This window comes from Ruegeria sp. HKCCA4812 (genome assembly GCF_013034245.1).
GTDB lineage: Bacteria > Pseudomonadota > Alphaproteobacteria > Rhodobacterales > Rhodobacteraceae > Ruegeria.
In genome coordinates this window covers 95,233-118,557 of record NZ_WQFQ01000010.1, presented here as the reverse complement: position 1 = coordinate 118,557, position 23,325 = coordinate 95,233, and the positions used below count along the sequence as shown (strand labels likewise).

Genomic DNA, 23,325 nt, shown 5'->3' with positions numbered 1-23,325 from the left:
CGGCGCTGAACCAGGCGATCGAGGATCAGAAGAACGGCATCACCACGCTGATCGAAGCCCTGATCAACCAGGAGCTCGGCGAACCCTTCCGCCGCGACGCCATGAAAAAACCCGTCGCCGTCGCCGGAATCTCGGCCGAAGACATGAAAGCTCAGGAAGCTTGATCAAAGGACGAGGCCAGAGCGTATGACAATGACACCCATTGAGCTGTTGCGTCAGTGCGCCCCGGCCTCGCGCCCTGTGATTTCGTTATGCGAAGGCAGTGATCCCCGCGTTGTCGCGGGGGCGCTGGCCGCCCAACAGGCCGGGCTGGCCGATGTCATTCTGGTCGGTCCACAAGCCGAAGTCGAAGCCGCCCTCAAAAACCAGAATGCCACTCGCTCTGACGGCGTCATGGTTCACGACCCGGCAACCTCGGACCTGACCGAGGAATTTGCCCAAACCTATTTTGAACTGCGCCAACACAAGGGCGTCGATGCAACCAAGGCCCGTGCCACCGTTGAAACACCGCCTGTCTATGCCGCCATGCTGGTACGCAGCGGGCGGGCCACTGGAACCGTAGGTGGTGCCGTTCACACGACCGGAGACATTGTACGCGCGGCCATTCAGGTGATCGGCATGGCCCCTGATGCCGGAATGGTATCGTCTTTTTTCCTGATGTACCCGCCGGAAAACGCTCAGCCCGGAGCGCGGGCAATGCTCTATTCGGACTGCGGTCTGGTCATTGATCCCAGCGCTGACGAGTTGAGCAAAATTGCCGTCGCCTCGGCCAGATCGGCGCGGGCACTACTGCGGGTTGACCCCAAGATCGCCATGCTCAGCTTCTCGACCAAGGGCAGCGCAAAGCATCCCGATGTCGACAAGGTGATCGAGGCCACAGAAACACTGCGCCGAATGTCCCCAAATCTCGAGGTCGACGGCGAGCTTCAGTTCGACGCGGCCTTCGTGCCCTCGGTCGGGGATCGCAAATCGCCCGGATCTTCGGTCGCTGGTCAGGCCAACGTGATGATCTTTCCCAATCTCGACGCGGGCAACATCGGCTACAAGATCACGCAACGACTGGGGGGTTACACCGCGATCGGCCCGGTTTTGCAGGGGCTGGCCCGACCCGCCAATGATCTTTCCCGCGGATGCAGCGCCGAAGATGTGACCCAGATGATCGCCGTGACGGCACTGCAAGCTATCAGGGAATAAAACTCCGAACTCACGTCGTTTCCAGAACGATGTTCTCAAATCGGAAGGAAAGTGACAAAGTCCTCCCGACACAACCGACAGGACCCGCCAATGACCCATCAGCAGCCGATCCTTGAAACGTCTCCGAAAGTTTCGGACGAGGTCCGCAAAACCACCTGTTATATGTGCGCCTGCCGCTGCGGCATCAACGTTCACATGAAAGACGGCAAGGTCGCCTATATCGAAGGAAACCGGGACCACCCGGTAAACAAGGGTGTGCTCTGCGCCAAAGGCTCTGCCGGGATCATGCAGGTCAACGCCCCCTCTCGCCTGCGCAAACCGCTGAAGCGTGTCGGCCCACGTGGCTCGGGTGAATTTCGCGAGATTGAGTGGGACGAGGCGCTCAGCACTGCCGTGGGCTGGCTGAACGAACTGCATGAAACCGCACCGCAGAAACTGGCCTTTTTCACTGGCCGCGACCAGAGCCAGAGTTTCACCAGTTTCTGGGCCCAGAATTTCGGCACTCCGAACTACGCAGCCCACGGAGGCTTCTGCTCGGTCAATATGGCGGCCGGTGGCATTTACACGATGGGCGGCGCGTTTTGGGAGTTTGGACAACCCGACTGGGATCACACCAAACTGTTCATGCTGTTCGGCGTCGCCGAGGATCATGACAGCAACCCGATAAAAATGGGGATCGGCAAGATCAAGGCGCGCGGCGCACGGGTGATCGGAGTGAATCCGATCCGGTCGGGCTATAACGCAGTTGCCGATGACTGGGTCGGCATCACACCCGGAACAGACGGGCTGTTCATTTTGTCGATGATCCACGTTCTGATGAAAGCCGGCAAGATCGATCTGGATTACCTGAGCCGCTATACCAATGCCCCGGTTCTGGTAAACGCAAGCGAGGGTGCGGAAAAGGGCCTGTTCCTGCGCGACGAGGACGGCAAGCCGCTGGTTATTGATCGCAAGACGGGCGAGCCAACCGCATTCGACAAGCCCGGCGTGCGCCCGGACCTGTCGGCGACCTATGACAAGGACGGTGTGACGCACCGCCCCGTTTTCCACCTGATGGCTGAAAAATACCTCAGCGACGAACACGCGCCCGAGGCGGTGGCCGATCGCTGCGGCATCCCGGCCAAACGTATCCGGGCCATTGCCGCCGAAATCGCCAGGGTCGCTTTTGACGAAGCAATCGAACTGAATCAGGAATGGGTTGATTTTCGGGGTGAAAAGCACTCGAAGATGATTGGTCGTCCCGTAAGCTTCCATTCCATGCGGGGCGTATCAGCCCATGCCAACGGATTCCAGACCTGCCGCGCACTGCATGTGCTGCAGATCATGCTGGGAACAGTCGAGGTGCCGGGCGGTTTCCGCTTCAAGCCACCCTATCCCAAACCAGTCGAAGCACACCCGACGCCTCATGGCGACAGGCGTCCGGGACGTCCGCTGAACGGCCCGCATCTGGGCTTTCCACGTGGTCCCGAAGACCTGCTGCTGGACGACTGCGGCACGCCGCAACGCATTGACAAGGCATTCACCTGGGAAAACCCGATGTCCGTGCACGGGTTGATGCACATGGTGATTTCGAACGCTGCGGCTGGTGATCCCTACAAGATCGACACCCTGTTCATGTACATGGCGAATATGTCGTGGAACTCCTCCATGAACACCAAAGGTGTGATGGAGATGCTGACGGCCAAGACCGATGACGGCAATTACGTCATCCCGCGCATCATTTACTCCGACGCCTATTCTTCGGAAATGGTGGCGTATGCCGACCTGATCCTGCCCGACACCACCTATCTCGAGCGGCACGACTGTATCTCCCTGCTGGATCGCCCGATCTGCGAGGCCGACGCCGCAGCAGACGCCATTCGCTGGCCAGTGGTCGAACCCGACCGTGACGTACGTGGTTTCCAGTCGGTTCTGATCGAGTTGGCCAACCGTATGAGCCTGCCGGGTTTCACGAATGAAGACGGCAGCCCAAAGTGGAAAGACTACGCGGATTACATCGTAAACCACGAACGACGCCCTGGCATCGGCCCGCTGGCCGGTTTCCGGGGTCCAGACGGCGACAAGGAAGGCCGCGGCGAGGTCAATCCGGATCAGCTGAATCGGTATATCGAAAACGGCGGATTTTATGTGGCGCATATCCCGGAAGGCGCGGATTACTACAAACCGTGGAACACCGCCTATCAGGACTGGGCCGTCGGGATGGGCATCTATGACAGCCCTCAGCCCTATCTGTTCCAGCTCTATTCCGAACCGATGCGCCGGTTCCAGCTGGCTGCTGAAGGTCACGGTGACCGCCAGCCGCCCGAGCACCTGCGCCAGCGCATCAAGGACACCATGGATCCGCTGCCGATCTGGTACGAAACCGACCAGCAGGGCAATGAAGGCTTCACGGTCAACGCCCTGACCCAACGCCCAATGGCCATGTATCACAGTTGGGGTACACAGAACGCGTGGCTGCGCCAGTTGCACGGGCACAACCCGCTTTATGTCCCGACCAAACTGATGCGAGAACACAACCTGCAAGACGGAGACTGGGCAAAAGTCAGCTCCCCACACGGTGAGATCACCGTTCCTGTGATGGAGATGGCCGCGCTGAACGACAACACGGTCTGGACGTGGAACGCCATCGGCAAACGCAAAGGTGCCTGGGCTTTGCAGGACGACGCGCCAGAGGCGACCAAAGGTTTCCTGCTCAACCACCTGATTCACGAATTGCTGCCGTCCAAAGTAGATGGAATGCGCTGGGCCAATTCGGACCCGATCACAGGTCAGGCGGCATGGTTCGACCTGAAGGTCAAAATCGAAAAAGCCGACGCACCTGCCGATGCGCAAAGCCAGCCGAATTTCAACCCGATCAAATCGCCTGTCGGAACCGGCCCTGAGAACCTGGCCTGGAAGGTGGGCAAATGACCCGGATCCGCACTTCATCTGGCCAAAAATACCCCGGGGGTGAATTGAGCCGCAGGCTCAAGAGGGGGCTGGCCCCCTCACCTGCCCTCAACAGCGGAGGTTCCCTGAAATGACCCAGCTACCAAACTCCACTGACCGCAAGATGGGCCTGGTCATCGACCTGGACACCTGTGTCGGCTGCCACGCCTGCGTTATTTCCTGCAAAGGCTGGAACACGGAAAATTACGGTGCCCCTCTTTCGGATCAGGACGCCTATGGTGCAAACCCTTCGGGCACCTTTCTCAACCGTGTGCATTCCTACGAAGTGCAACCTGCCGACGGGCATGCCCAGCTGATTCACTTCCCGAAATCCTGCCTGCATTGCGAAGACGCGCCCTGCGTCACCGTCTGCCCCACCGGCGCCAGCTACAAACGGGTCGAGGATGGCATCGTCCTGGTCAATGAAAGCGATTGCATCGGATGCGGCCTGTGCGCCTGGTCCTGCCCCTACGGTGCGCGGGAACTGGATGTGGCCGAGGGCGTGATGAAGAAATGCACACTTTGCGTGGACCGCATCTACAATGAAAACCTCCCCGAGGTCGACCGTATCCCCTCCTGTGTTCGCACCTGCCCTGCGGGCGCAAGGCACTTTGGTGATCTGGGCGATCCCGACAGCGATGTCAGCCAGCTGGTTGCAGAACGGGGTGGCATGGACCTGATGCCGGAAATGGGCACCAAACCCGTCAACAAATACCTGCCCCCGCGCCCCAAGGACACCGTGGAAGACCAGATCGACATACTGGCCCCCCTGCTGACCCCCATCGCTGACGAGCCCAAAGGGTTCCTCGGCTGGCTCGACAAGACGTTGGAGAAACTCTGATGCATCCCGCACCCTCCGTCATTCTGTTCACCACCCTGTCCGGTCTGGGATTTGGACTGCTGTTCTTTCTTGGCCTGGGGTTTCCGGCTGTCTCGGGTTGGGTGGCTTTTGTGTTCTTCGCCATTGCCTATGGTCTGGCCGTCGGCGGGCTTTTGGCTTCGACCTTCCACCTGGGCCATCCCGAACGGGCCTTGAAGGCGTTCACTCAATGGAAAACCAGCTGGCTCAGCCGTGAAGGTTGGTGTGCCGTCCTCGCGCTGGTCATCATGGGGCTCTATGCGATTGGCGTGGTGTTTCTGGACCAACGCTGGGGTTTTCTGGGCTGGATCGGCGCAGGGTTGTCGCTGGCCACAGTGTTCACGACCTCGATGATCTACACGCAGCTCAAGACCATCCCACGCTGGAACATGAACCTGACACCTGCCATGTTTCTCAGCTTCAGCCTGGCCGGTGGTGCATTGCTGGCAGGTCAGACAAGCGCAGCTCTGCCGCTGCTGCTGATCGCGGCGCTGGTGCAGATACTGTACTGGCGCAAGGGGGATCAGGCGTTTGCGTTATCGGGAACGGATCTGGGAACAGCCACCGGGCTTGGCGCACGCGGATCCGTCCGCGCCTTTGAGCCGCCCCATACCGGCACCAATTATCTGCTGCGAGAATTCGTTCACGTGGTCGGGCGCAAACACGCCGAAAAACTGCGGCTGATCTCGTTCGTTCTGGCATTCGTGCTGCCGGTTCTGCTGTTGCTGCTGCCGTTCAATCACGTCTTCGCCCTGCTGGCCGTGGCCTCGCATCTGGCAGGTGTTGCAACGTCGCGCTGGCTGTTCTTTGCGCAGGCCGAACATGTCGTGGGGCTGTATTACGGCAAACGCTGAGGGGGCTCTGCCCCCGCCGCGGCAAGCCGCGACTCCCCCGGGATATTTTTTGGCCAGATGAAGTCTGGATACATCAAAAAGAAAGGGCGACGCTCAAGGTTTGAGGCCGCCCTTCGTCGTATTCTGAAATACCAGTCAGATCAGGCCGGCATGGGCCATTGCGGCCTCGATTGCATCCTTGGTGCTGTCTTCCAGCTCGGTCAGGGGTGAACGCACTTCGGTACTGCAAAGGCCCAGTTTGCTCAGTGCATATTTGGCACCGACAAGGCCCGGCTCGATGAAGATCGCCTCATGCAGCGGCATCAGCTTGTCCTGATACTCCAACGCTTTTGCGTAATCTCCGGCCAGCGTGGCCTGCTGGAATTCGGCGCAGAGCTTGGGGGCCACGTTTGCGGTGACCGAGATGCAGCCAACACCACCATGGGCGTTAAACCCAAGGGCCGTGGCGTCTTCGCCGGACAATTGGCAGAAATCCGCGCCGCAATTTGCACGCTGCTGGCTGACACGGGCCAGATCGCCCGTTGCATCCTTGACCCCGACGATGCGAGGAAGCTTGGCCAGTTCACCCATCGTGGCAGGTGTCATGTCAATGACTGAGCGGCCCGGAATGTTGTAGATGATGATCGGGATATCCGCGGCCGCATGCAGCGCCTCGAAATGCGCGATCAGGCCACGCTGAGTTGGTTTGTTGTAATACGGCGTGACGACCAGTGCCGCATCCGCTCCGACTTTTTCCGCGAACTGAACGAAGCGGACAGCTTCGACCGTGTTGTTCGACCCGGCACCGGCAATGACCGGAACGCGGCCCGCAGCGGTTTTGACGACCTCTTCGATCACCGTTTCATGCTCTTCGTGGCTGAGCGTCGGGCTTTCACCGGTTGTTCCCACAGGCACCAGCCCGGTCGAGCCTTCGGATATCTGCCAGTCCACCAGATGTTTGAGCGTCTTCAGGTCCAACTCGCCGTTGTTGAACGGGGTGACGAGGGCTGGCATCGAGCCTTTGAACATGACACGCTCCTTCAAGGTGCATTTTGCAGTTTTTACGCCGCGGTTCCTCACGTTTCCAGCTTTGTGAGTTGATCCCAGCGACGCACGGTTTATCCTCACAGGCTCTATCCTCGGTTGGTTGGGAAATGCAAGGGATGACACGCTTTCTGGCACTGTTGACTGCTGTGATTCTGTATTCGGTGACTGCGACGCATTCAGCACGGGCAGATGCTGCTGCTGATTTGCGCGCTGGACTTAACGAAATGCGCAAAGGCGACTGGAACGCAGCGTTGCGCGTATCCGGCCAGCGAGGTTCCGTATCGCGCGATATCATTGTCTGGCACTGGCTGCGCGAGGGCTTCGGCAGCTCTGGCGACGTGTTGGTGTTTCTCGAACGTCGCCCGGACTGGCCCGGGCTGGCATGGCTGCGCCGCAAGAGCGAGCCTGTTTTCACCGGTGCCGATCCAGACAGGGTTCTGAAATTCTATGCCGGCATGCCGCCTCAGACGGCAGAGGGCGCGTTGAACTTTGCCGTCGCCCTGAAAGCCAAGGGACGTATCGGAGAAGCGGAGGCCGACATTGTGACCGCTTGGCGCACCATGCCAATGGGTTCGGGTCTGCAAAAAAGCTATCTGGAGAACTTTGCCAAACTTCTGAAGCCGCATCACGCGGCGCGCTTGGACAGAATGCTGTGGGACGGTCATCTTGTAAGCGCCGCGCAGATGTTGCCTTTGGTCGGTTCGGACGAACGCAAACTGGCCGAAGCGCGCATAGCATTGCAGAAACGCCAACCCGGTGTGGACACCAAGGTGGCAGCAGTTCCCAAGTCTCTGGCGGATGCGCCCGGGCTGGCCTTCGATCGTTTTGTCTGGCGCGACAAGAAAGAACTGGATGACAGCGCCGTCGATCTGATGCTGGTACGCTCTACCGGGCCTGACGCCCTGGGTGAGCCTGACAAATGGGCGGAGGGACGGCGCCGTCTTGCACGGCTTGAGATGCGATCGGGCCGTGCAGCGCGCGCATATGACGTGGCCGCCAATCATCACATGACCCCCGAAATGGGTTACGGCTATGCCGATCTTGAATGGCTGGCCGGTTTTCTGGCGCTTCGCAAACTAAACGATCCTGCCACCGCCGTTCGCCACTTCCAGAACTTTTCGGACGCCGTGAAATCTCCGATCTCGAAAGGCCGTGGTGGCTATTGGCTTGGGCGCGCTTACGCGGCATTGGGTGACGCGGACAAGGCGTATGACGCCTATGCAATGGGGGCCGATTACCAGACCTCATTCTACGGTCTGTTGGCCGCAGAACGGATCGGACGACCGTTTGATGCGGAACTGGCCAATCCGCGTCGCGCGCCGCATTGGCGGCAGGCGGAGTTTGCCGATTCCAGCGTTTTGGAGGCCGGATTGCTGTTGTTGAAAGCCGAAGAAGCAAACCTGTCCGAGCGGTTCCTGACCCATCTGGTCGAAAGCCTTGATCCAGTGCAGGCCAATCAATTGGGCGACCTGGTTATCGAACTGAAACAGCCGCATCTGGCCGTGATGATCGCCAAACGGGCGGCAACCACGGGCACCGTTCTGCCCGCAGCCTATTACCCGGTCCATCCGGTGGCAGATATGCGATTGCCGATGGCCAAGGAAATGACATTGGCCATCGCGCGCCGCGAAAGCGAGTTCGACCCGGTTGTCGTAAGCGGTGCGGGCGCGCGCGGCCTGATGCAGGTAATGCCCGCCACGGCCAAGTTGGTTGCGGGCGAGCTGGGCATTCTCAGCGGCCATCAGACGGGACGTTTGACCACGGACTGGCAATACAACGCAAAGCTTGGGGCCAACTATCTTTCTGGTCTGGCGGCCGATTTCAACGGCAACGTTGTGATGATGGCGGCGGGGTACAATGCGGGGCCAAGGCGCCCGATCTCGTGGATGGAACGCTATGGTGATCCACGCACAGGCGAGGTCGATATCGTCGACTGGATCGAGACGATCCCGTTCAGCGAAACGCGGAACTACGTGATGCGCGTGACCGAAAGCCTGCCGGTCTACCGTGCCCGCCTGGGGCAACCCGCCCTTCCGATTCCGTTCTCGCAGGAGCTGATCGGATCATCTCTGGCGGCGTTCGCGCCATAAGGTGAACAAACCTGCGGCTACGACGATGGTTGCGCCCGCCACGACTTCGGGGCGCAACGTTTCGCCAAAGATCGAAATACCCAGGATCGCGCTCCAAACCAGGTGGAAATATGCAAAGGGTTGAACCGCACTGGCTTCTGCCACTTCGTAGCACTTGATCAGCAACCAGTGCCCGAATACCCCACTGACGCAAAGCAGCGCCATCCAGAGCCAGTCGCCGCGCGCCATCGGCTCCCAGAACCACATGCCAATCAAGGTCATCGCCACGGCACCGGCGACACCGGTCCAGAAAAAGCTGGTCGCCGCGCTGTCCTGACGGGCGACATATCGCGTCAAAAGACCATAGATCGCAAACAGCAATGCAGAAATCAAAGGTATGACAGCCCACGGGTTGAAGACCCCGGCGCCCGGTTGCAGGATGATCAGAACGCCGATGCAGCCGACACCGATCGCAGCCCATCGCCGCCATCCGACCTTTTCGCCCAGCACCGGCCCGCTCAGCGCGGCGACAAGCAGAGGATAACAGATGAAAACCGCCATACTGTCGATCAGGCCAAGGACCGTAAAGCCAAAGACCGCGATGCAGATCTCGGCCGCCAGCAACAAGCCCCGCAGGATCTGCAAACCCAACTGATTTGTCTTTGTGGCCGCCTTCAGCCCACCGGGGGCCCGCGCGGCCAGAGCGATAACAAAAGCCGCAAAGAACCAATAGCGGATCATGACCACCATGTAGGTGTTGTAGGTTCCGGCCAGATGGCGCGAGATACCGTCCTGCAACGCAAAGACAATTGTCGCGCCCACCATCAAAGCGATGCCCGCACCGACATTGTTCTTCTGGGTCATGCTTTGTGTGCCCGTGTCATGTGCCGCTTGCGACCATAGCCAGGTGTGCGGGTTACGTTGAAACCTGCACTCTCAAGTCCCCGGCGCACGAAACCCGCGGCCGTATACGTGGCCGCGGTACCGCCCGTGACAGTGTGGTTTGCCACGTCCTGCAACAGGTCCGCGCCCCACAATTCGGGGTTCTTGGCTGGTGAAAACCCGTCGAGAAACCAGGCATCTGCCATTCCGTCCCAGTTCGGCAATGCCTTGCGTGCATCGCCGATCACCACCTCAAACCGAAGCGAATCCAACACACATGTGCGTCCTGTCCAATGCGCCAGAAACCGACTGCTCCACGGATGCAATTCAGGAAAGGCCCCAAGCGCGCGCTGCATGTCTTCCGGCGCCATGGGAAAGGCTTCGAAACTGGTAAAGCGCAATGGCCCTTTCTGACCGGATGCCTCCCATTCCGACCAGGCGGTCAGCAGGTTCAGGCCGGTGCCAAAACCCAACTCGGCAATGTGAAACCCCGGTGCAAACCGCGCAGGCAAATCATTTCCCGCCAGAAACACATGGCGCGTCTCTTCCAGCCCGTTCTGCAACGAGTAATATGGGTCGTCGAAGCGGTCCGAGACCGGTATCTGATCTTCGGTCCACGTCAATTCGGCGCGCTGGTCTGCCATTGGGGAATCCTGTAGCTAAGCGGCGCGACACTGAACAAGGAAAAGGGAATTGGCAATGGTCGATGTGACGGTTCGCGGCGCAGGAATTTTCGGCCTGTCCATCGCCTGGATTTGTGCGCGCCGCGGTGCGAAAGTGCAGGTTGTCGATCCGTCCGGTCCCGGCGCCGGGTCCAGCGGAGGTCTGGTCGGCGCATTGGCCCCGCATGTGCCGGAAAACTGGAACGCCAAGAAAGCATTTCAGTTCGACAGTCTGATCATGGCTGAGCCATTCTGGCGACAGATCGAAGACACTGGCGGGGTTTCCCCAGGCTATGGCCAGCTGGGCCGCCTGCAGCCGATCCCGGACGCGCGTGGTCTGGAACTGGCCCGCCAGCGCGAAGGCACCGCAGATGAGCTTTGGCAAGGCCGGGCGGAATGGCGTGTCATCACCACGGCCCAAGCGGGTTCATGGTGCCCACCCAGCCCCACAGGCTTTGTCATTCGCGATACGCTGACGGCACGAATGCACCCCCGGCGGGCCTGTGCCGCGCTGGTCGCAGCCCTTGAGGTCATGGGCGTCCACATTGTCAGTGATGCCGAGGACAAGGGGCAGGTCATCCACGCCACGGGCCTTGCAGGATTGCAAGAACTGAACGACGCCTACGGCAAGATCGTCGGAAATGGTGTCAAAGGGCAGGCCGCCCTGTTGCGCTTCGGCGCGGGGGAAGTGCCGCAACTATTCGCCGACGCGATTCACATTGTCCCGCATGCTGACGGAACACTTGCGATCGGATCGACCTCGGAACGGAATTATGAGGACCCGACCAGCACAGACGAAGCTCTGGACGACGTGATAGACCGCGCCACGCGCGTCCTGCCCCTGTTGCACGGGGCCGAGGTGATCGAACGCTGGGCCGGTGTGCGCCCGCGCAGCAAAAGCCGTGCGCCGATGTTGGGCGCCCATCCCCTGCATCAGGGGCAGTTCATCGCCAATGGCGGGTTCAAAATCGGTTTCGGCATGGCCCCCAAAATCGCCGAGGTCATGGCCGATCTTATGCTTGAAGATCGGGATACGATCCCTGATGAGTTCCGGCCCGAAGCCTCATTGTGACTGCACGACGGCTTGCATGCATTGCCGCCCGCCAGGGCCGCGCACCCACACGTTTTCACCCCTCCGGCACAACTGGGCAGTTTCGAAATGCATCAATGGCGAAGTCGCGCGGAACGAAAACGAGGCGAGCGGACCGATCAGGTCAACCGCGAAAAGCATCAGAAGCTGCGCCAGAAGCGGCCCGTGCACGACCAGCCCGCCATATCCTTCAACATCGCGCGCATAGTCCAGATCATAGTGAATACGGTGGCCATTGAAGGTCAGGGCCGAGTATCGAAACAACAACGTTGAATCGAACCCGACTTCGCGGCAATCGGTCTCATCGGTGCGCGCTGTGGGCGGTTGGGGCATTTCAGCATCCGGCGCAGGATCTTCGCGATAAACAAGATCCTGCCACTCTGTCACGCGCAACTGACCGTTCTGCCAGATCTCGTGCCGCAAAGTGACAAAGCCCAACGGGCCGGACCGCCCCACCTTGGCGCTTTGACTTTCAAGAACCGATTTCTTTTCGGCGGTGATCCCTGCGATCAGAGGAACGTGAAAGGTCAACCGCCCGCCGGCCCACATTCTGCGCGGCAATCCTATATCCGGGATCAGGCCCCCAACCTTGGGATGCCCATCCCGACCCAATTTGGCGGCCGGTTGCGGGGTCCAGAAATAAAGCTGATGGAAGAAGGGCGGCAATTCCGAACCACTGGCGATCGTTGCCACACCGCCCAGCGCCACCTGAAATGCGGCCGCGCGGGCCGGATCCAAGAGATCGGTCTGTCGCTCTTGCGTCATTTGCCTGACCCGCGATCAGAAACCGGCCTCGGCCCGGAGTTTCTGCATCAAGTCATGCAAAGACTTTTCGTACCGGTCCGAACGCAGCTTTCCCTGATCGTCGAATTCGTTCGAACTGTTCGCCAGATGGATTTCGGGCCCCTGAAGGATGCGCGGCTGAAATGGAACCATACAGGCCCGCAGGATCATCTGCGCCCGTTCCCCGCCTGCACGACCAGCGGCCGCCGACATTACCGCAACCGGTTTGTCGGCCCATGGATTGCCTTGCGTTCGGCTGACCCAGTCCAGCGCGTTCTTCAGAACGCCTGATGGACCCTTGTTGTACTCAGGTGTCGAAATGATCACCGCATCGGCCTGTGCGATCTGATTGGCCAGCGTATGAACCGCCTCGGGAATCCCTTCTCCGTCTTCCAGATCACCATCGTAGAGGGGCAGGTTCAATTCCGCTTCGACAAAGCTTGCCGGATCGAACAACCGTGCCGCCTCGCGTAGAAGCTTACGGTTGGTCGCGTTCTGGCGCAGGGAACCGGACAGGCCAAGAAGGGTCGGTTGGGACATCGGGAAAGCTCCGTTTCTGTGTTTCCCGCAAGTTAGACCGAGATCACCCCGATCCAAACCCCATTTGACGCACAGTCATTGCGCAAACCGAGCCGCCCATCGGGCGGCCCCGCTGTTCACGCCGCGCAGTGGTTACGCGTTTCCGCTGGGCACCACGACAATCTCGACACGCCGGTTTTGCGATTTTCCTTCCGGCGTCAGGTTGGACGCGACAGGGTTGTTTTCGCCCTGCCCGATCGTGCGAATGCGGTTGTAGCTGACACCGTTGGCCTGAAGGATATCGGCCACGGCATTCGCGCGACGCTCTGACAGGCCTTGATTGTAGGTTGCGTCGCCGTCGCTGTCAGTGTGCCCAATGATCTGCACGTTCGAATTCGGGTAGTTGACCAGGTTCTGGCCCACTTTCACCAGGTCAGACCGCAACGCCGGGCGCACGGTCGAACTGTCGGTGTCAAAGGTGATGTCATTCGGGACCGTCACAATCAGGCGATCGCCTGCGTTGACGATTGTAATTCCGTCATTTGCCAGTTGTTGACGCAGCTCCGCAGCCTGCTTGTCCAGTTGATTGCCGATCACGCCGCCCCCAGCAGCACCGATTGCAGCACCGGCCAGCGCGCCCAAACCGGGGTTCGAATTATTGGCAATCGCCCCGATTCCAGCGCCGACCAGCCCACCCAGAACGGCGCCCTGTTTGGCGTTCTGGTTCGGGTCGTCTTGTACTGTCAGCGTGCCCGGGTCGGTACAGGCCGCCAACACAAGGGCTGAACACAAACCTGTGGCCACGAAAAACTTGGAAATCGTCATGATATCACCTTCTGCTCCAGCACCCGTTATTCGGGCGTGCTTCGTTTTCCTCAGTATATCACTGTGCAGGCTTGGCGGCTCAAGCAACAATGCGGTGAAGTCGGCGAATACCCGCCAAACACGTATTCAAACCGCTTCTACGAACGTTTCTGCGTTCTGTTGCTCCTGCCAGAGCTCGCGCAATGACCCGCTTTGTCCTGAAAAGCTATCTTCGGTGCATTCACTTGACCAGATACGGTCGGTGCGGAAATGGCGAAACCCGTTGCGCAATTCGCACCAGCCTGCCAGCATCGTGCATTCGATGTGATAGATCAGCGCCAAAGGGCGCACGACCCGAACCGTGCGTTCGCCTGCGCTATCTTCATAGGTGATAAGGATTTTCCGCTCTGCCCTGATGGCTTCGCGGTAATGCGCGATCGAAACGCAACCCTTGTTTGGATCATCCGCCGGGGCACCCCATGGGGCAACCTGCAACCAATCCGCTGGGCAATGCAATGCGTCGATCTTCTGGCATATCCGGCTGGCGGCCCTTTGCAGGTGACTGTCGCCGGTACGCGCAAGAAGAGACAGGCCAACCCACAAGGCCTCAACTTCTTCTGCATCGAAATTGAGCGGCGGCAGATCATAGCCGCGCCGCATCACGTACCCGATACCGGCTTCACCTTCGATGGGCGTCCGTTGCGCCTGCAACTCGGCAATATCCCGATAAACCGTGCGCACGGACACCTCCAACCTTGCGGCCAGCGCCTCTGCCGTGACCGGAGCGCCCGCAGCCCGCAGGATCTGGATGATTTCAAACAATCGGGTCGAACGCCGCATTACATCCTCCTGTCAACATGCTGACATCCTAGCACACCCCACTGACAAGAGGGTGTCAGGAATGATGGACCAGATTGGAATGGCATCGAAAGAAGGAGCACGAAAAATGCCTTACCTCGACACCCATGTCATGATGACACTCAGGCTGGGGCAATGGTCTCAGGACCATACCCTGCGCGCCTTCGAGATCGAGCGCGAAATCACCATGGCCCGGCATTGCAAGCAGCCCGTATCAAAGAAACGATCAAAACGTTTTTCGCTGGGGAATCTGAAGATGCTCTGGACCAGCACGGCCTGAGATCAGAACTCGGGCCGGGCCCGAAACTTCATCGAAACCCCACCTTCCGGGTGTTTCAGACGCAGTTCTTCTGAATGCAGCATCAATCTGGGGAAGTCCAGCGCGTCGCCTGTCGCATAGAATGGATCGCCCAGGATCGGGTGGCCCAGCGCCTGCATATGAACGCGAAGTTGATGAGACCGGCCCGTTTTGGGAAACAGACGCACACGCGTTGTATTGCCTTCGGTCTTGACGACACGCCAGTCCGTCACGGCAGGTTTGCCCGTCGCATGGCAAACCATCTGTCTGGGCCGGTTGGGCCAGTCCACGATCAGAGGCAAGTCCACGGTGCCGGTCTTAGGTTCCAGCTGCCCCCAGACACGGGCGACATAGGTTTTGCGGGTCTGACGCTGCTCGAATTGCATGCTCAGGTTGCGCTGCGCGTGCGGCGTTTGGGCAAAGACCATGACACCGGACGTGTCCCGGTCCAGCCGGTGCACCAGCAGTGCTTGTGGAAATGCATCCTGCACCCGGGTCAACAGACAATCTGACAGATGCGCGCCCCGCCCCGGAACCGAAAGCAGGCCCGAAGGTTTGTTCACCACGATCAGCTGTGCATCTTCATGCAACACATCCAGCGGGGTTTGAGGGGGTTCATAGGTTTCGTTCATGCAGGGTGCCTATCGCAGCTCGTGACCTCCCGCAACGTCGTCCTTGCATGCCCGCCCATGTTCGGTGACCTTCTCTTCAAAAGCGGAGGAGATGCCATGCACCCGACAATTGAACGCATGCAAGAGGTTGTCGCAAAGGGCGATGAGGCCCTGATCCATCAGCTTCTGGCCGAAGATGTGCAGTTCCTGCCGCCCACATACTACAGCACCTGGACAGGGCGCGCACCGGTCGCTGCCGTTCTGGGGCATGTCGGGCAGGTGTTTTCAGATTTTCGTTATCGGCGCGTCATGGGCGCCGGGAAAGACTGGGCATTGGAGTTTCAATGCAAAGTCGGTGATCTGGATGGTATCGGCGTGGATCTTGTTACGTTGAACGACGACGGGTTGATCCAGGTTTTCGAGGTCGTCATGCGCCCTTACAAAACGGTAGGTGCCTTGCGCGATGCCATGATGGCGCGGGTCATGACAGACGCTCGTTTTCTGGAATTCAAAAACGCGCTGAACTGACAATGCCTCGTTCACTGGCTGCCGATCAGATTTTGCGGGTTCCGTTGCTTCCGGTGCTTGCCGCGCAGGGCCTATCGGTACACAGGAACGCGCAGTTGCTGCCGGAACCGACTGGCCCGCGCGAAGGCCGCACAGGGCGCGGGCCGCGTCTGCGGCTTCTGATCACCGGTGACAGTTCGGCAGCCGGAGTGGGCGCAGGCACGCAGGATCAGGCGTTATCCGGCCATCTGGTCAACCGTCTGGCCGGGCACTATGCGGTCGAATGGCGGCTGGAAGCGACAACCGGGCACACCACCCAGGACACGATCGACCGTCTTTCGCAAATGGAAGGCGAATTCGATGCTGTCGTTACGGCACTCGGCGTCAATGATGTCACCCGGGCTGTGACACGCCAGCAATTTGCGCGCCGCCAGACCCGCCTTATCCGCTTGCTTTCAGAAAACCTGGGGACTCGTCGCATCGTCGTAACCGCAGTCCCGCAGATGAACAGGTTTCCGGCCCTGCCTCAGCCGCTGGCCTGGGTGCTTGGATGCCAGGCTGCGCGCCTGGATCAAGGGTTGCAAGAGGTTGCGGCTGCATTTCCGCATGTTCAACACCTGCCACTCGACCTGCCGGACGACCCGGCATTGGCTGCACCGGATGGCTATCATCCCAGCCCCCGGGCGTATGCGCTTTGGGCGGATGCAGCCGCGCGCCTGTTGCTTCAGGCCTGACCGCGCGCCTGCCGGATCATAGGGATCGAGTAAACGACCAGAGCCGCCCAGATCAGTGGGAATGCGATCATCCGGCCCGTGTCTATCTTCTCGCCGAACAGGGTTATCGCTGTAATGAAGATCATGGTCGGTGCGATGTATTGCAGGATGCCCATCGTGGACAGGCGCACCAGTTTGGCGCCGTTTGCATAGACCAGCAATGGCACCGCCGTCACGACCCCTGCACAGGATAACAACAAGGTGTCCGACATCGCGACACCGAAATGACCAGTGCCCCGCACACCCAGAAAGGTGACATAGACCAGTGCCGGAATCAAAAGGATCAGGACCTCAAGCAGGAAACCCTGGTTCGGCCCAATCGGCAGCGAGCGCTTGAAGAACGCGTAGAAGCCCCAGCTGATCATCAACCCAAGAGCCGCCCAAGGCAAACGACCGGCTTCCACCACAAGTACCACCACACCCAGCGCGGCCAATCCGACCGCGAACAATTGTGTCCGTGTCAGGGGTTCTCTCAAAAGGATTGCCCCCAGCGCGATACTGAATAGGGGGTTGATGTAATAACCCAACGCCGCATCCAGTGCGTTGCCCGTGGAAATGGCCCATACGTAAATCGCCCAGTTCACGGATATAAGCGCTGCTGTCAAAGCGGCCATACCCAACATCTTCGGATTGCCAAGCGCGGCCTTCAGATCCCGGGTTCGGCCCAGGACAACCAGCAACAACCCGGCCACAGGCACTGACCAGATAACACGGTGCGCCACAACCTCGACCGCGCCCATATGATCCAGCGCTTTCATGTACAGAGGCAAGAACCCCCACAGGACATAGGCCGTGACTGCCAGCGCAAGCCCCTTTGGTGTGTCCGTGTTCTGTGAAGGTAGAAGCGTGTCTGCCACATCGGGTCTCCGGTTGATACCGGTTCGGTTTAAGGCAGAAATGAACGGGTTGGAAACTCTGAAAACAGTGAAGTGTCACATAACAATGTTTGATGAGTTGTCAGACCACGCTTTTTAGGTGAGGTCTGAAATGCGAGGCTCTGCCTCGCGCTCCGGGATATTTGTGGCCAGATGAACAAGGGACCCGCTCTTCATGTGGCCGAAAACATCCCGGGGGAGTCGCCGAAGGCGGCGGGGGCAGCGCCCCCACCAAACCCCGTGGTCAAACCTTCACCCGTTCGGATTTCGGGTCATACATCGGCTTGAGCGACGCCTCGGCCCGAACTTTCGTGCCACACACGTCGATTTCGTAGGTCGAGGCCAGAACGTCGGCGGCCTTTTCACCTTCGCAGGGCACGTAACCCAGACCGATGGCTCCGCCCAGCGTGTGGCCATAGTTGCCCGAGCTGAGATAGCCTACATACTCGCCATCGCGGACGATCGGTTCATTGTGGAACAGCAGCGGCTCGGGATCGGTCAGGCGGAATTGCACAAGGCGCGATTTCGGGCCGCTTTCCTTGCGCGCAATCACCGCCTCGCGGCCGATGAAGTCGCAGCCCTTGTCCACCTTGACGGCAAAGCCCAGCCCGGCGTCCACCACGTGATCTTCGCAGGTGATGTCATGGCCGAAATGGCGGAAGCCCTTTTCGATCCGGCAGCTGTCCATCATGTGCATGCCGCACAGCTTCAGCCCCATGTCCTGCCCCGCCTCGTGCAGCGTTTCAAAGACGTGGCCCGCCATGTCGGATGAGACGTAGATCTCCCAGCCCAGCTCACCCACATAGGTGACGCGGTGGGCGCGGGCGAGGCCCATGCCGATCTCGATTTCCTGCGCGGTGCCGAAGGGGTTTGCCGCGTTCGAGAAGTCGTTGGGCGAGACTTTCTCCAGCAAGGCCCGCGCATTCGGACCCATCACCGCCAGAACGCCTTCACCCGCCGTGACGTCGGTGATGACCACGTTGAAATTGCCCGCATGGCGCATCATCCAGGTCTGATCCGCCAGCCGCGTCGCTGCCGGGGTGACCACCAGATAGGCGGTCTCGGAAAGGCGGGTGACGGTGACATCCGCCTCGATCCCGCCGGAACGGTTCAGAAACTGCGTGTAGACGATCTTGCCATTGGGCACCGCGTAGTCACCGCCACCGACATAGTTCATGAACTTCTCGGCATCGGGGCCCTCGACCCGGATCTTGCCGAAGGAGGACATGTCATACATGCCCACGTTTTCGCGCACAGCGCGGTGTTCGGCGGCCGAGTTCTCGAACCAGTTCTGGCGCTTCCAACTGTAGTTGTATTCGCGTTCCTGCCCTTCGTTGGCGAACCAGTTGGCGCGCTCCCACCCGGACAGTTCACCGAACACGGCACCGTGTTCATTCAGGTGGTGGTGGAATGGCGTCCGGCGCACGCCGCGCGCCGTGGCCTTTTGCCGATAGGGGTAGTGGTCGGCATAGAGCAGGCCCAGCGTCTCCTTGGACCGTTCGAAAAGATAATGCTTGTTGCCCTGGAAGGGCTGCATCCGGCTGATGTCCACGTCGCCCAGGTCAAAGGGTTTTTCACCCGAATCCATCCATTCGGCAAGCGCCATGCCCGCGCCGCCCGCAGACTGGATCCCGATCGAGTTGAAGCCGGCGGCGACCCAGACATTGTCCATCTCGGGCGCGAGCCCAAGGTGATAGGCGTCGTCGGGTGTGAAGCTTTCGGGGCCGTTGAAGAAGGTGTGGATGCCCGCCTCGGCCAGCATCGGCATGCGGTTGCAGGCGGCTTCGAGGATCGGTTCGAAATGGTCGAAATCCTCGGGCAGCTGATCGAACTCGAAACTGTCTGGGATGCCCTCCATCGCCCAGGGCTTGGCGTTGGGCTCGAAGGCGCCCAGCAGGATTTTCCCGGCGTCCTCCTTGTAGTAGGCGCATTCATCCGGCACCCGCAGCACCGGCAGCTGCGTCAGGCCGTCGATGTTCTCGGTCACGATGTAGAAATGTTCGCAGGCGTGCAGCGGGACGTTGACGCCCACCATTCGGCCAACTTCGTGCCCCCACATGCCGGCGCAGTTGACCACCATGTTACACTCGATATGGCCCGAGGCGCTGCCGTCATCGGCCACCCAGTCCACGCCGGTCACGCTGCGGCCCTGTTTGACGATATCGGTAACCTTTACCCGTTCCTTGACGATGGCGCCGCGCTGGCGGGCGCCCTTGGCCAGAGCCAGCGCGATGTTGGCCGGATCACCCTGCCCGTCCAGCGGCAGATAAACTGCACCCTTGACGCCCTCGAGATTGATATGCGGATAAAGCTCCTGCACGCGCTCATTCGAGATTTCTTCGACCTCGACGCCAAACGCCCGCGCCATCGCAGCCTGACGATAGATTTCCTCTTTGCGTTCCTCGGTCAGCGCCACGGTGATCGACCCGCAGCGCTTGAAGCCCGTGGCGACACCGGTTTCCTCTTCGAGTGAGCCATACAGCTCCTGACTGTACTTCGCCAGCTTGGTCATGTTTGCGGTGGCGCGCAGCTGTGCGATCAGACCCGCTGCATGCCAGGTGGTGCCACTTGTCAGCTGCTTTCGTTCAAGCAACACGACGTCTTTCCAACCCTTCTTGGTCAAATGATAAGCGACCGAGCATCCGATGACGCCACCGCCGATGATGACCACTCGGGCCTTGCTGGGAAGATCAACCATCCTGAAATCTCCACTGTGTCAGGTTTGGCATAGGTTGCCACGGAAGATCGACAACAAATGCACCAAAAGCGTCACGAAATCCGCAGTTTTCACCGATGTGATGCCGCTCGCTTTTGCCGACGTACGACAAAGGGCGTGACCCCGAAGAAGCTTTTGTAAACAGACGAAAACCCGTTCGGAAAACCACAGGCCAAACCAATTTCGCGTACGCTCATCGTGGTGTTCAGCAACAGGTTATTTGCCTTGGCCAGTCGCATTTCCCGGTAGAATCCGTTGGGAGTGGTTCCAAAAAAGGTTTTGAACTTACGCTCGAGGGACCGGTTCGACAGGTGCAGCGATTCGACGATCTGATTGATCGGCAGAGGGTCTTCGATATTGGCCTGCATAAGCTTTATGCACTGATCCAGCTTCGAATCGCCTGTCGCCGTCAACTTGGCGCCCGAAAATGGCTGCATCGAAGCGAAATCGCGGATGTTCTCATGCAGCATGATGTCGGCCACGGTCATCTTCGCAGGCCCCGAGATATGGCGCCCGATCACCGCCAAGGCGATATCCGTCGTGGCCTCCATCCCGGCACATGTCACAACCGCGCCCTGTTCGGTTGCAATCGACAGTTTGGCTTCGAACCGGGCGCCGCGTTCCCGCAGGAACGATGCGTTTTCCCAATGGGTTGCCAGGTCGGCCGTTCCCTGCTCGTCGATATAGCGGCTGGCGGCTTCGGCCAGCAGGAACACCTTGGCGTCCCGGAAGGTATAGTCCGACACCACCCGCCCCAACGACAAATCCGGATGGTCCGGGTCTGAATTGCCGATTACGAACAGGTAATCCGCCCTTGGCTGTGACGGCACCGCTTCTGTTTGAACCACGGCGTCACTGCTGCTGGCAATCGGGCCACCTTTGAGCGAGCGATAGGTGAAGGTGAACGGAGGGCTTGGGCATACGCGGTTGGCCAGCCTCAAGACCTCAACCAACGACGCCAGCTCCAACAGCACGAAACCCGGCGCGACAAGGATGTCGAAATGCCGGATGGCCAGTTTTGGAGCGTCCGAAGTAGATTTTGCCGCCATTTTTCAAACGATGTTATGACCGGCGGCCCGCAACCGGTTCGCCAGTTCTTCGATATGATCCGGCCCGATTTCGCAGCATCCGCCAACAATCGTTGCCCCCTGATCGATCCACCGCATCACCTGATCCGCATAAGCCCCGGGGCCAAGGTCATGCCGTTTTTGCAGCGCATCCACGGTCGGCGCGTCCCGAAGGAAATCATCCGAAATATGCGTGAAGCCATTGGCGTAGGCCCCATAGGGCCGACCCATGCCGGACAGAACTTCCAGCGCCGCCGGGATCGCCTCGGGGCACGAACAATTGATCAAAACGGCATTGGGCGAAAACTCCTTCACCAACGGAGCAATGTCCGCCAACGGTTCGCCGGACCTGAGAAGGCTGCCATCGTCATCATTGACCGACAGGGACAGCCAAACCGGTTTTCCGCATCCTGCCGTGCCACGCAATGCGCCCTCGGCTTCCTGTACCGACGAGACGGTCTCGATCAAAAACAGATCGACCCGCGCGGCCATCATGGCCACAAGTTCGGCGAACTTTTCAGCCGCATCCGCCGGGTCCGGGTTAAGGTCGGGGCGATATGAAGCGAGCAATGGCCCCAGTGCACCCGCGATCCGCCCCCCGGTTTCCGTTCGGGCACGTACGGCCTGTGTCAGGGCGGTGTCGATCAGGGTAGGCATATGATCCTCCATCCCCACCCGCACCAGACGAGAGCGATGCACGGCATAAGTATTGGTTGTCGCAACCGTCGCACCCCGGCTGAAATAATCGCGGTGCACTTCCGCGACCAAATCGGGGTGATCGATCATCACGCGCGTCGACCACAGCGGTGTCGCCCGGTCGCCACTGCGTTTTACCAGTTCCTGCCCGATAGAGCCGTCCAAAAGAGTGATATCCTCCATGTCATTACTCCTCAGGGCACCAATACCAGTTTTCCCGGAAGAGTCTTTGACTGAAAATCAGCCTGTGCAATACCAATATCCTTCAACGGATAGGTCCGGGAAACCAGTGGCTTGATCCGTCCGGTATTCACCAGTTCAACAAGACGGTCAAAGACTTCGGGCGCCTGGTGCGTGCACCCATGTATGGTGATGTCGCGCAGATATATGTCCCGCAGATCAGCTTCGACAATCGGGCCTGCTATTGCCCCCGAAACGGCATAGTGCCCGCCGGATTTCAGGGAAAGGATCAGCGATGGCCAGGCCGGGCCACCCACAACGTCGATCACCACATCGAACATATCCTGCGGAAGCGGGTCGTTCCGGTCAAACGTATTCTCGGCCCCCTGGGATTTCACGATCTCGGCTTTCGTGCCCGCTGTTACAGCCCAAACCGACGCCCCGCGCAGGTCGGCCAGTTGCACCGCCGCCAGCCCGACGCCACCCGAGGCGCCGGTGATCAGCACCTTGTGCCCGGCAGTCACGCCTGCGCGGGTCAGCAGGTTTTCCGCCGTCCCGAAGGCGCAAGGAATGGCGGCGATTTCCACATCCGAAAGGGGCGAGGCGCTGACGTCATAGAGATCATCGGCTTCAACCAGGCAGTACTGCGCAAAAGCCCCGTCGATTTCGGAACCCAGTGCAATGAAGCCCTGCGGGTTTCCCGGGCGCGGGCGCGGCAGGTTTATCGGACAGGTCACGCGCTGCCCGGGTTTGAAGGCAACACCCGGCCCAACCTGTTCCACGATGCCGCAAAGATCTCCGCCCTGAATGCGGGGAAAGTGCAATGCACCGCCCCAACCGCCCGCTTCGACCTTCTGATCAACGGCATCCGTCGCGCCGGTGACGTCCGAGGAATACCAACCGACCCGTGTGTTGATATCCGTGTTGTTCACGCCTGCGGCGGCGACCCGAACCAGAACTTGCCCTGCCCCGGGTTCAGGAACCGGGATATCATCTCGCCATTCCAGAACTTCGGGGCCACCGTGACCCGTCAGATAGACACCGGACATCGTCTTTGGAGCATTCATTTCGCTG

At 59.8% G+C, this 23,325-nt stretch carries 22 protein-coding genes; 9 read left to right on the top strand and 13 right to left on the bottom strand.

The window, feature by feature from the left end; all coding sequences use genetic code 11:
* Positions 1–186 precede the first annotated feature (186 nt).
* The 4 genes from pta (at position 187) to GOW04_RS20080 (ending at position 5,835) form a co-directional block, all read left to right on the top strand.
* Entirely contained in the window at positions 187–1,194 is a 1,008-nt protein-coding gene (pta, locus tag GOW04_RS20095; RefSeq protein ID WP_170345636.1) for a phosphate acetyltransferase, read from the top strand.
* 90 nt (positions 1,195–1,284) lie between these two features.
* Positions 1,285–4,104 (top strand): molybdopterin oxidoreductase family protein, encoded by a 2,820-nt coding sequence (locus tag GOW04_RS20090; protein ID WP_171233788.1) that lies wholly within the window; start codon positions 1,285–1,287, stop codon positions 4,102–4,104.
* A 109-nt stretch (positions 4,105–4,213) separates the two neighbouring features.
* The gene (locus GOW04_RS20085; protein ID WP_152459219.1) at positions 4,214–4,963 is read left to right on the top strand and encodes a 4Fe-4S dicluster domain-containing protein; all 750 of its coding nucleotides are present in this window, start codon (positions 4,214–4,216) and stop codon (positions 4,961–4,963) included.
* The gene (locus GOW04_RS20080) at positions 4,963–5,835 is read left to right on the top strand and encodes a DmsC/YnfH family molybdoenzyme membrane anchor subunit (RefSeq protein WP_152459220.1); all 873 of its coding nucleotides are present in this window, start codon (positions 4,963–4,965) and stop codon (positions 5,833–5,835) included. The genes GOW04_RS20085 and GOW04_RS20080 overlap by 1 nt, the downstream gene beginning before the upstream one ends.
* Positions 5,836–5,970: 135 nt before the next feature.
* On the opposite strand, the gene dapA is transcribed toward GOW04_RS20080, so the two are convergent.
* Positions 5,971–6,843, bottom strand: a complete 873-nt coding sequence (gene dapA, locus GOW04_RS20075; protein ID WP_171233787.1) for a 4-hydroxy-tetrahydrodipicolinate synthase — start codon at positions 6,841–6,843, stop codon at positions 5,971–5,973.
* A gap of 134 nt (positions 6,844–6,977) precedes the next feature.
* Here dapA and GOW04_RS20070 point away from each other — a divergent pair, with 134 nt between their 5' ends.
* Positions 6,978–8,951: a lytic transglycosylase domain-containing protein gene (locus tag GOW04_RS20070; RefSeq protein ID WP_171233786.1), complete on the top strand. Its 1,974-nt coding sequence runs from the start codon at positions 6,978–6,980 to the stop codon at positions 8,949–8,951.
* Here the strand turns inward: GOW04_RS20070 and GOW04_RS20065 are convergent.
* Entirely contained in the window at positions 8,925–9,794 is an 870-nt protein-coding gene (locus GOW04_RS20065) for a DMT family transporter (protein WP_171233785.1), read from the bottom strand. The genes GOW04_RS20070 and GOW04_RS20065 overlap by 27 nt on opposite strands.
* Entirely contained in the window at positions 9,791–10,456 is a 666-nt protein-coding gene (mnmD, locus tag GOW04_RS20060) for a tRNA (5-methylaminomethyl-2-thiouridine)(34)-methyltransferase MnmD (RefSeq protein WP_171233784.1), read from the bottom strand. The genes GOW04_RS20065 and mnmD overlap by 4 nt, the downstream gene beginning before the upstream one ends.
* Before the next feature lie 55 nt (positions 10,457–10,511).
* On the opposite strand from mnmD, the gene GOW04_RS20055 reads away from it, so the two are divergent.
* Positions 10,512–11,546, top strand: a complete 1,035-nt coding sequence (locus GOW04_RS20055; RefSeq protein WP_171233783.1) for an FAD-binding oxidoreductase — start codon at positions 10,512–10,514, stop codon at positions 11,544–11,546.
* On the opposite strand, the gene GOW04_RS20050 is transcribed toward GOW04_RS20055, so the two are convergent.
* The 4 genes from GOW04_RS20050 to GOW04_RS20035 all read right to left on the bottom strand — a co-directional run bounded on the left by GOW04_RS20050 (position 11,538) and on the right by GOW04_RS20035 (position 14,510).
* Positions 11,538–12,329, bottom strand: coding sequence for an acyl dehydratase (locus GOW04_RS20050; RefSeq protein ID WP_171233782.1), 792 nt, complete (start codon positions 12,327–12,329; stop codon positions 11,538–11,540). The genes GOW04_RS20055 and GOW04_RS20050 overlap by 9 nt on opposite strands.
* 15 nt (positions 12,330–12,344) lie before the next feature.
* Positions 12,345–12,887 carry an NADPH-dependent FMN reductase gene (locus GOW04_RS20045; RefSeq protein ID WP_171233781.1) on the bottom strand — a complete coding sequence of 181 codons (543 nt, stop codon included), beginning with the start codon at positions 12,885–12,887 and terminating at the stop codon, positions 12,345–12,347.
* Positions 12,888–13,019: 132 nt separating this feature from the next.
* Positions 13,020–13,691 carry an OmpA family protein gene (locus tag GOW04_RS20040; RefSeq protein WP_152459228.1) on the bottom strand — a complete coding sequence of 224 codons (672 nt, stop codon included), beginning with the start codon at positions 13,689–13,691 and terminating at the stop codon, positions 13,020–13,022.
* A gap of 126 nt (positions 13,692–13,817) precedes the next feature.
* Positions 13,818–14,510, bottom strand: a complete 693-nt coding sequence (locus GOW04_RS20035) for a YafY family protein (RefSeq protein ID WP_171233780.1) — start codon at positions 14,508–14,510, stop codon at positions 13,818–13,820.
* Positions 14,511–14,616: 106 nt separating this feature from the next.
* On the opposite strand from GOW04_RS20035, the gene GOW04_RS20030 reads away from it, so the two are divergent.
* Positions 14,617–14,808, top strand: coding sequence for a hypothetical protein (locus tag GOW04_RS20030; protein ID WP_171233779.1), 192 nt, complete (start codon positions 14,617–14,619; stop codon positions 14,806–14,808).
* A 2-nt stretch (positions 14,809–14,810) separates the two neighbouring features.
* On the opposite strand, the gene GOW04_RS20025 is transcribed toward GOW04_RS20030, so the two are convergent.
* On the bottom strand, positions 14,811–15,458 hold the full coding sequence (locus GOW04_RS20025) for an RluA family pseudouridine synthase (protein WP_171233778.1): 648 nt from the start codon (positions 15,456–15,458) through the stop codon (positions 14,811–14,813).
* A 96-nt stretch (positions 15,459–15,554) separates the two neighbouring features.
* Between GOW04_RS20025 and GOW04_RS20020 the strand changes: the two genes are divergently transcribed.
* Positions 15,555–15,965: a nuclear transport factor 2 family protein gene (locus GOW04_RS20020; protein ID WP_171233777.1), complete on the top strand. Its 411-nt coding sequence runs from the start codon at positions 15,555–15,557 to the stop codon at positions 15,963–15,965.
* Between the two features lie 2 nt (positions 15,966–15,967).
* The gene (locus GOW04_RS20015; RefSeq protein WP_171233776.1) at positions 15,968–16,678 is read left to right on the top strand and encodes an SGNH/GDSL hydrolase family protein; all 711 of its coding nucleotides are present in this window, start codon (positions 15,968–15,970) and stop codon (positions 16,676–16,678) included.
* Here GOW04_RS20015 and rarD read toward each other — a convergent pair.
* The 5 genes from rarD to GOW04_RS19990 all read right to left on the bottom strand — a co-directional run bounded on the left by rarD (position 16,669) and on the right by GOW04_RS19990 (position 23,318).
* Positions 16,669–17,574 (bottom strand): EamA family transporter RarD, encoded by a 906-nt coding sequence (gene rarD / locus GOW04_RS20010; RefSeq protein WP_171119891.1) that lies wholly within the window; start codon positions 17,572–17,574, stop codon positions 16,669–16,671. The two genes, GOW04_RS20015 and rarD, sit on opposite strands and share 10 nt — an antisense overlap.
* Before the next feature lie 262 nt (positions 17,575–17,836).
* Positions 17,837–20,290, bottom strand: coding sequence for an FAD-dependent oxidoreductase (locus tag GOW04_RS20005; protein WP_171233775.1), 2,454 nt, complete (start codon positions 20,288–20,290; stop codon positions 17,837–17,839).
* A gap of 89 nt (positions 20,291–20,379) precedes the next feature.
* Complete coding sequence (locus GOW04_RS20000) at positions 20,380–21,357, bottom strand: GlxA family transcriptional regulator (protein ID WP_171233774.1); 978 nt, start codon at positions 21,355–21,357, stop codon at positions 20,380–20,382.
* A gap of 3 nt (positions 21,358–21,360) precedes the next feature.
* Positions 21,361–22,254 carry a homocysteine S-methyltransferase family protein gene (locus tag GOW04_RS19995; RefSeq protein ID WP_171233773.1) on the bottom strand — a complete coding sequence of 298 codons (894 nt, stop codon included), beginning with the start codon at positions 22,252–22,254 and terminating at the stop codon, positions 21,361–21,363.
* An 11-nt stretch (positions 22,255–22,265) separates the two neighbouring features.
* A complete protein-coding gene (locus GOW04_RS19990; RefSeq protein ID WP_171233772.1) occupies positions 22,266–23,318 on the bottom strand; it encodes an alcohol dehydrogenase family protein in 1,053 nt (350 codons plus the stop codon).
* Positions 23,319–23,325: the final 7 nt, after the last annotated feature.

Bases quoted from the DNA above. Each gene is read 5' to 3' on its own strand.
- pta (WP_170345636.1), top strand. From the start codon at position 187: ATGACAATGACACCCATTGAGCTGTTGCGTCAGTGCGCCCCGGCCTCG.
- GOW04_RS20090 (WP_171233788.1), top strand. From the start codon at position 1,285: ATGACCCATCAGCAGCCGATCCTTGAAACGTCTCCGAAAGTTTCGGAC.
- GOW04_RS20085 (WP_152459219.1), top strand. From the start codon at position 4,214: ATGACCCAGCTACCAAACTCCACTGACCGCAAGATGGGCCTGGTCATC.
- GOW04_RS20080 (WP_152459220.1), top strand. From the start codon at position 4,963: ATGCATCCCGCACCCTCCGTCATTCTGTTCACCACCCTGTCCGGTCTG.
- dapA (WP_171233787.1), bottom strand. From the start codon at position 6,843: ATGTTCAAAGGCTCGATGCCAGCCCTCGTCACCCCGTTCAACAACGGC.
- GOW04_RS20070 (WP_171233786.1), top strand. From the start codon at position 6,978: ATGACACGCTTTCTGGCACTGTTGACTGCTGTGATTCTGTATTCGGTG.
- GOW04_RS20065 (WP_171233785.1), bottom strand. From the start codon at position 9,794: ATGACCCAGAAGAACAATGTCGGTGCGGGCATCGCTTTGATGGTGGGC.
- mnmD (WP_171233784.1), bottom strand. From the start codon at position 10,456: ATGGCAGACCAGCGCGCCGAATTGACGTGGACCGAAGATCAGATACCG.
- GOW04_RS20055 (WP_171233783.1), top strand. From the start codon at position 10,512: ATGGTCGATGTGACGGTTCGCGGCGCAGGAATTTTCGGCCTGTCCATC.
- GOW04_RS20050 (WP_171233782.1), bottom strand. From the start codon at position 12,329: ATGACGCAAGAGCGACAGACCGATCTCTTGGATCCGGCCCGCGCGGCC.
- GOW04_RS20045 (WP_171233781.1), bottom strand. From the start codon at position 12,887: ATGTCCCAACCGACCCTTCTTGGCCTGTCCGGTTCCCTGCGCCAGAAC.
- GOW04_RS20040 (WP_152459228.1), bottom strand. From the start codon at position 13,691: ATGACGATTTCCAAGTTTTTCGTGGCCACAGGTTTGTGTTCAGCCCTT.
- GOW04_RS20035 (WP_171233780.1), bottom strand. From the start codon at position 14,510: ATGCGGCGTTCGACCCGATTGTTTGAAATCATCCAGATCCTGCGGGCT.
- GOW04_RS20030 (WP_171233779.1), top strand. From the start codon at position 14,617: ATGCCTTACCTCGACACCCATGTCATGATGACACTCAGGCTGGGGCAA.
- GOW04_RS20025 (WP_171233778.1), bottom strand. From the start codon at position 15,458: ATGAACGAAACCTATGAACCCCCTCAAACCCCGCTGGATGTGTTGCAT.
- GOW04_RS20020 (WP_171233777.1), top strand. From the start codon at position 15,555: ATGCACCCGACAATTGAACGCATGCAAGAGGTTGTCGCAAAGGGCGAT.
- GOW04_RS20015 (WP_171233776.1), top strand. From the start codon at position 15,968: ATGCCTCGTTCACTGGCTGCCGATCAGATTTTGCGGGTTCCGTTGCTT.
- GOW04_RS20005 (WP_171233775.1), bottom strand. From the start codon at position 20,290: ATGGTTGATCTTCCCAGCAAGGCCCGAGTGGTCATCATCGGCGGTGGC.
- GOW04_RS20000 (WP_171233774.1), bottom strand. From the start codon at position 21,357: ATGGCGGCAAAATCTACTTCGGACGCTCCAAAACTGGCCATCCGGCAT.
- GOW04_RS19995 (WP_171233773.1), bottom strand. From the start codon at position 22,254: ATGGAGGATATCACTCTTTTGGACGGCTCTATCGGGCAGGAACTGGTA.
- GOW04_RS19990 (WP_171233772.1), bottom strand. From the start codon at position 23,318: ATGAATGCTCCAAAGACGATGTCCGGTGTCTATCTGACGGGTCACGGT.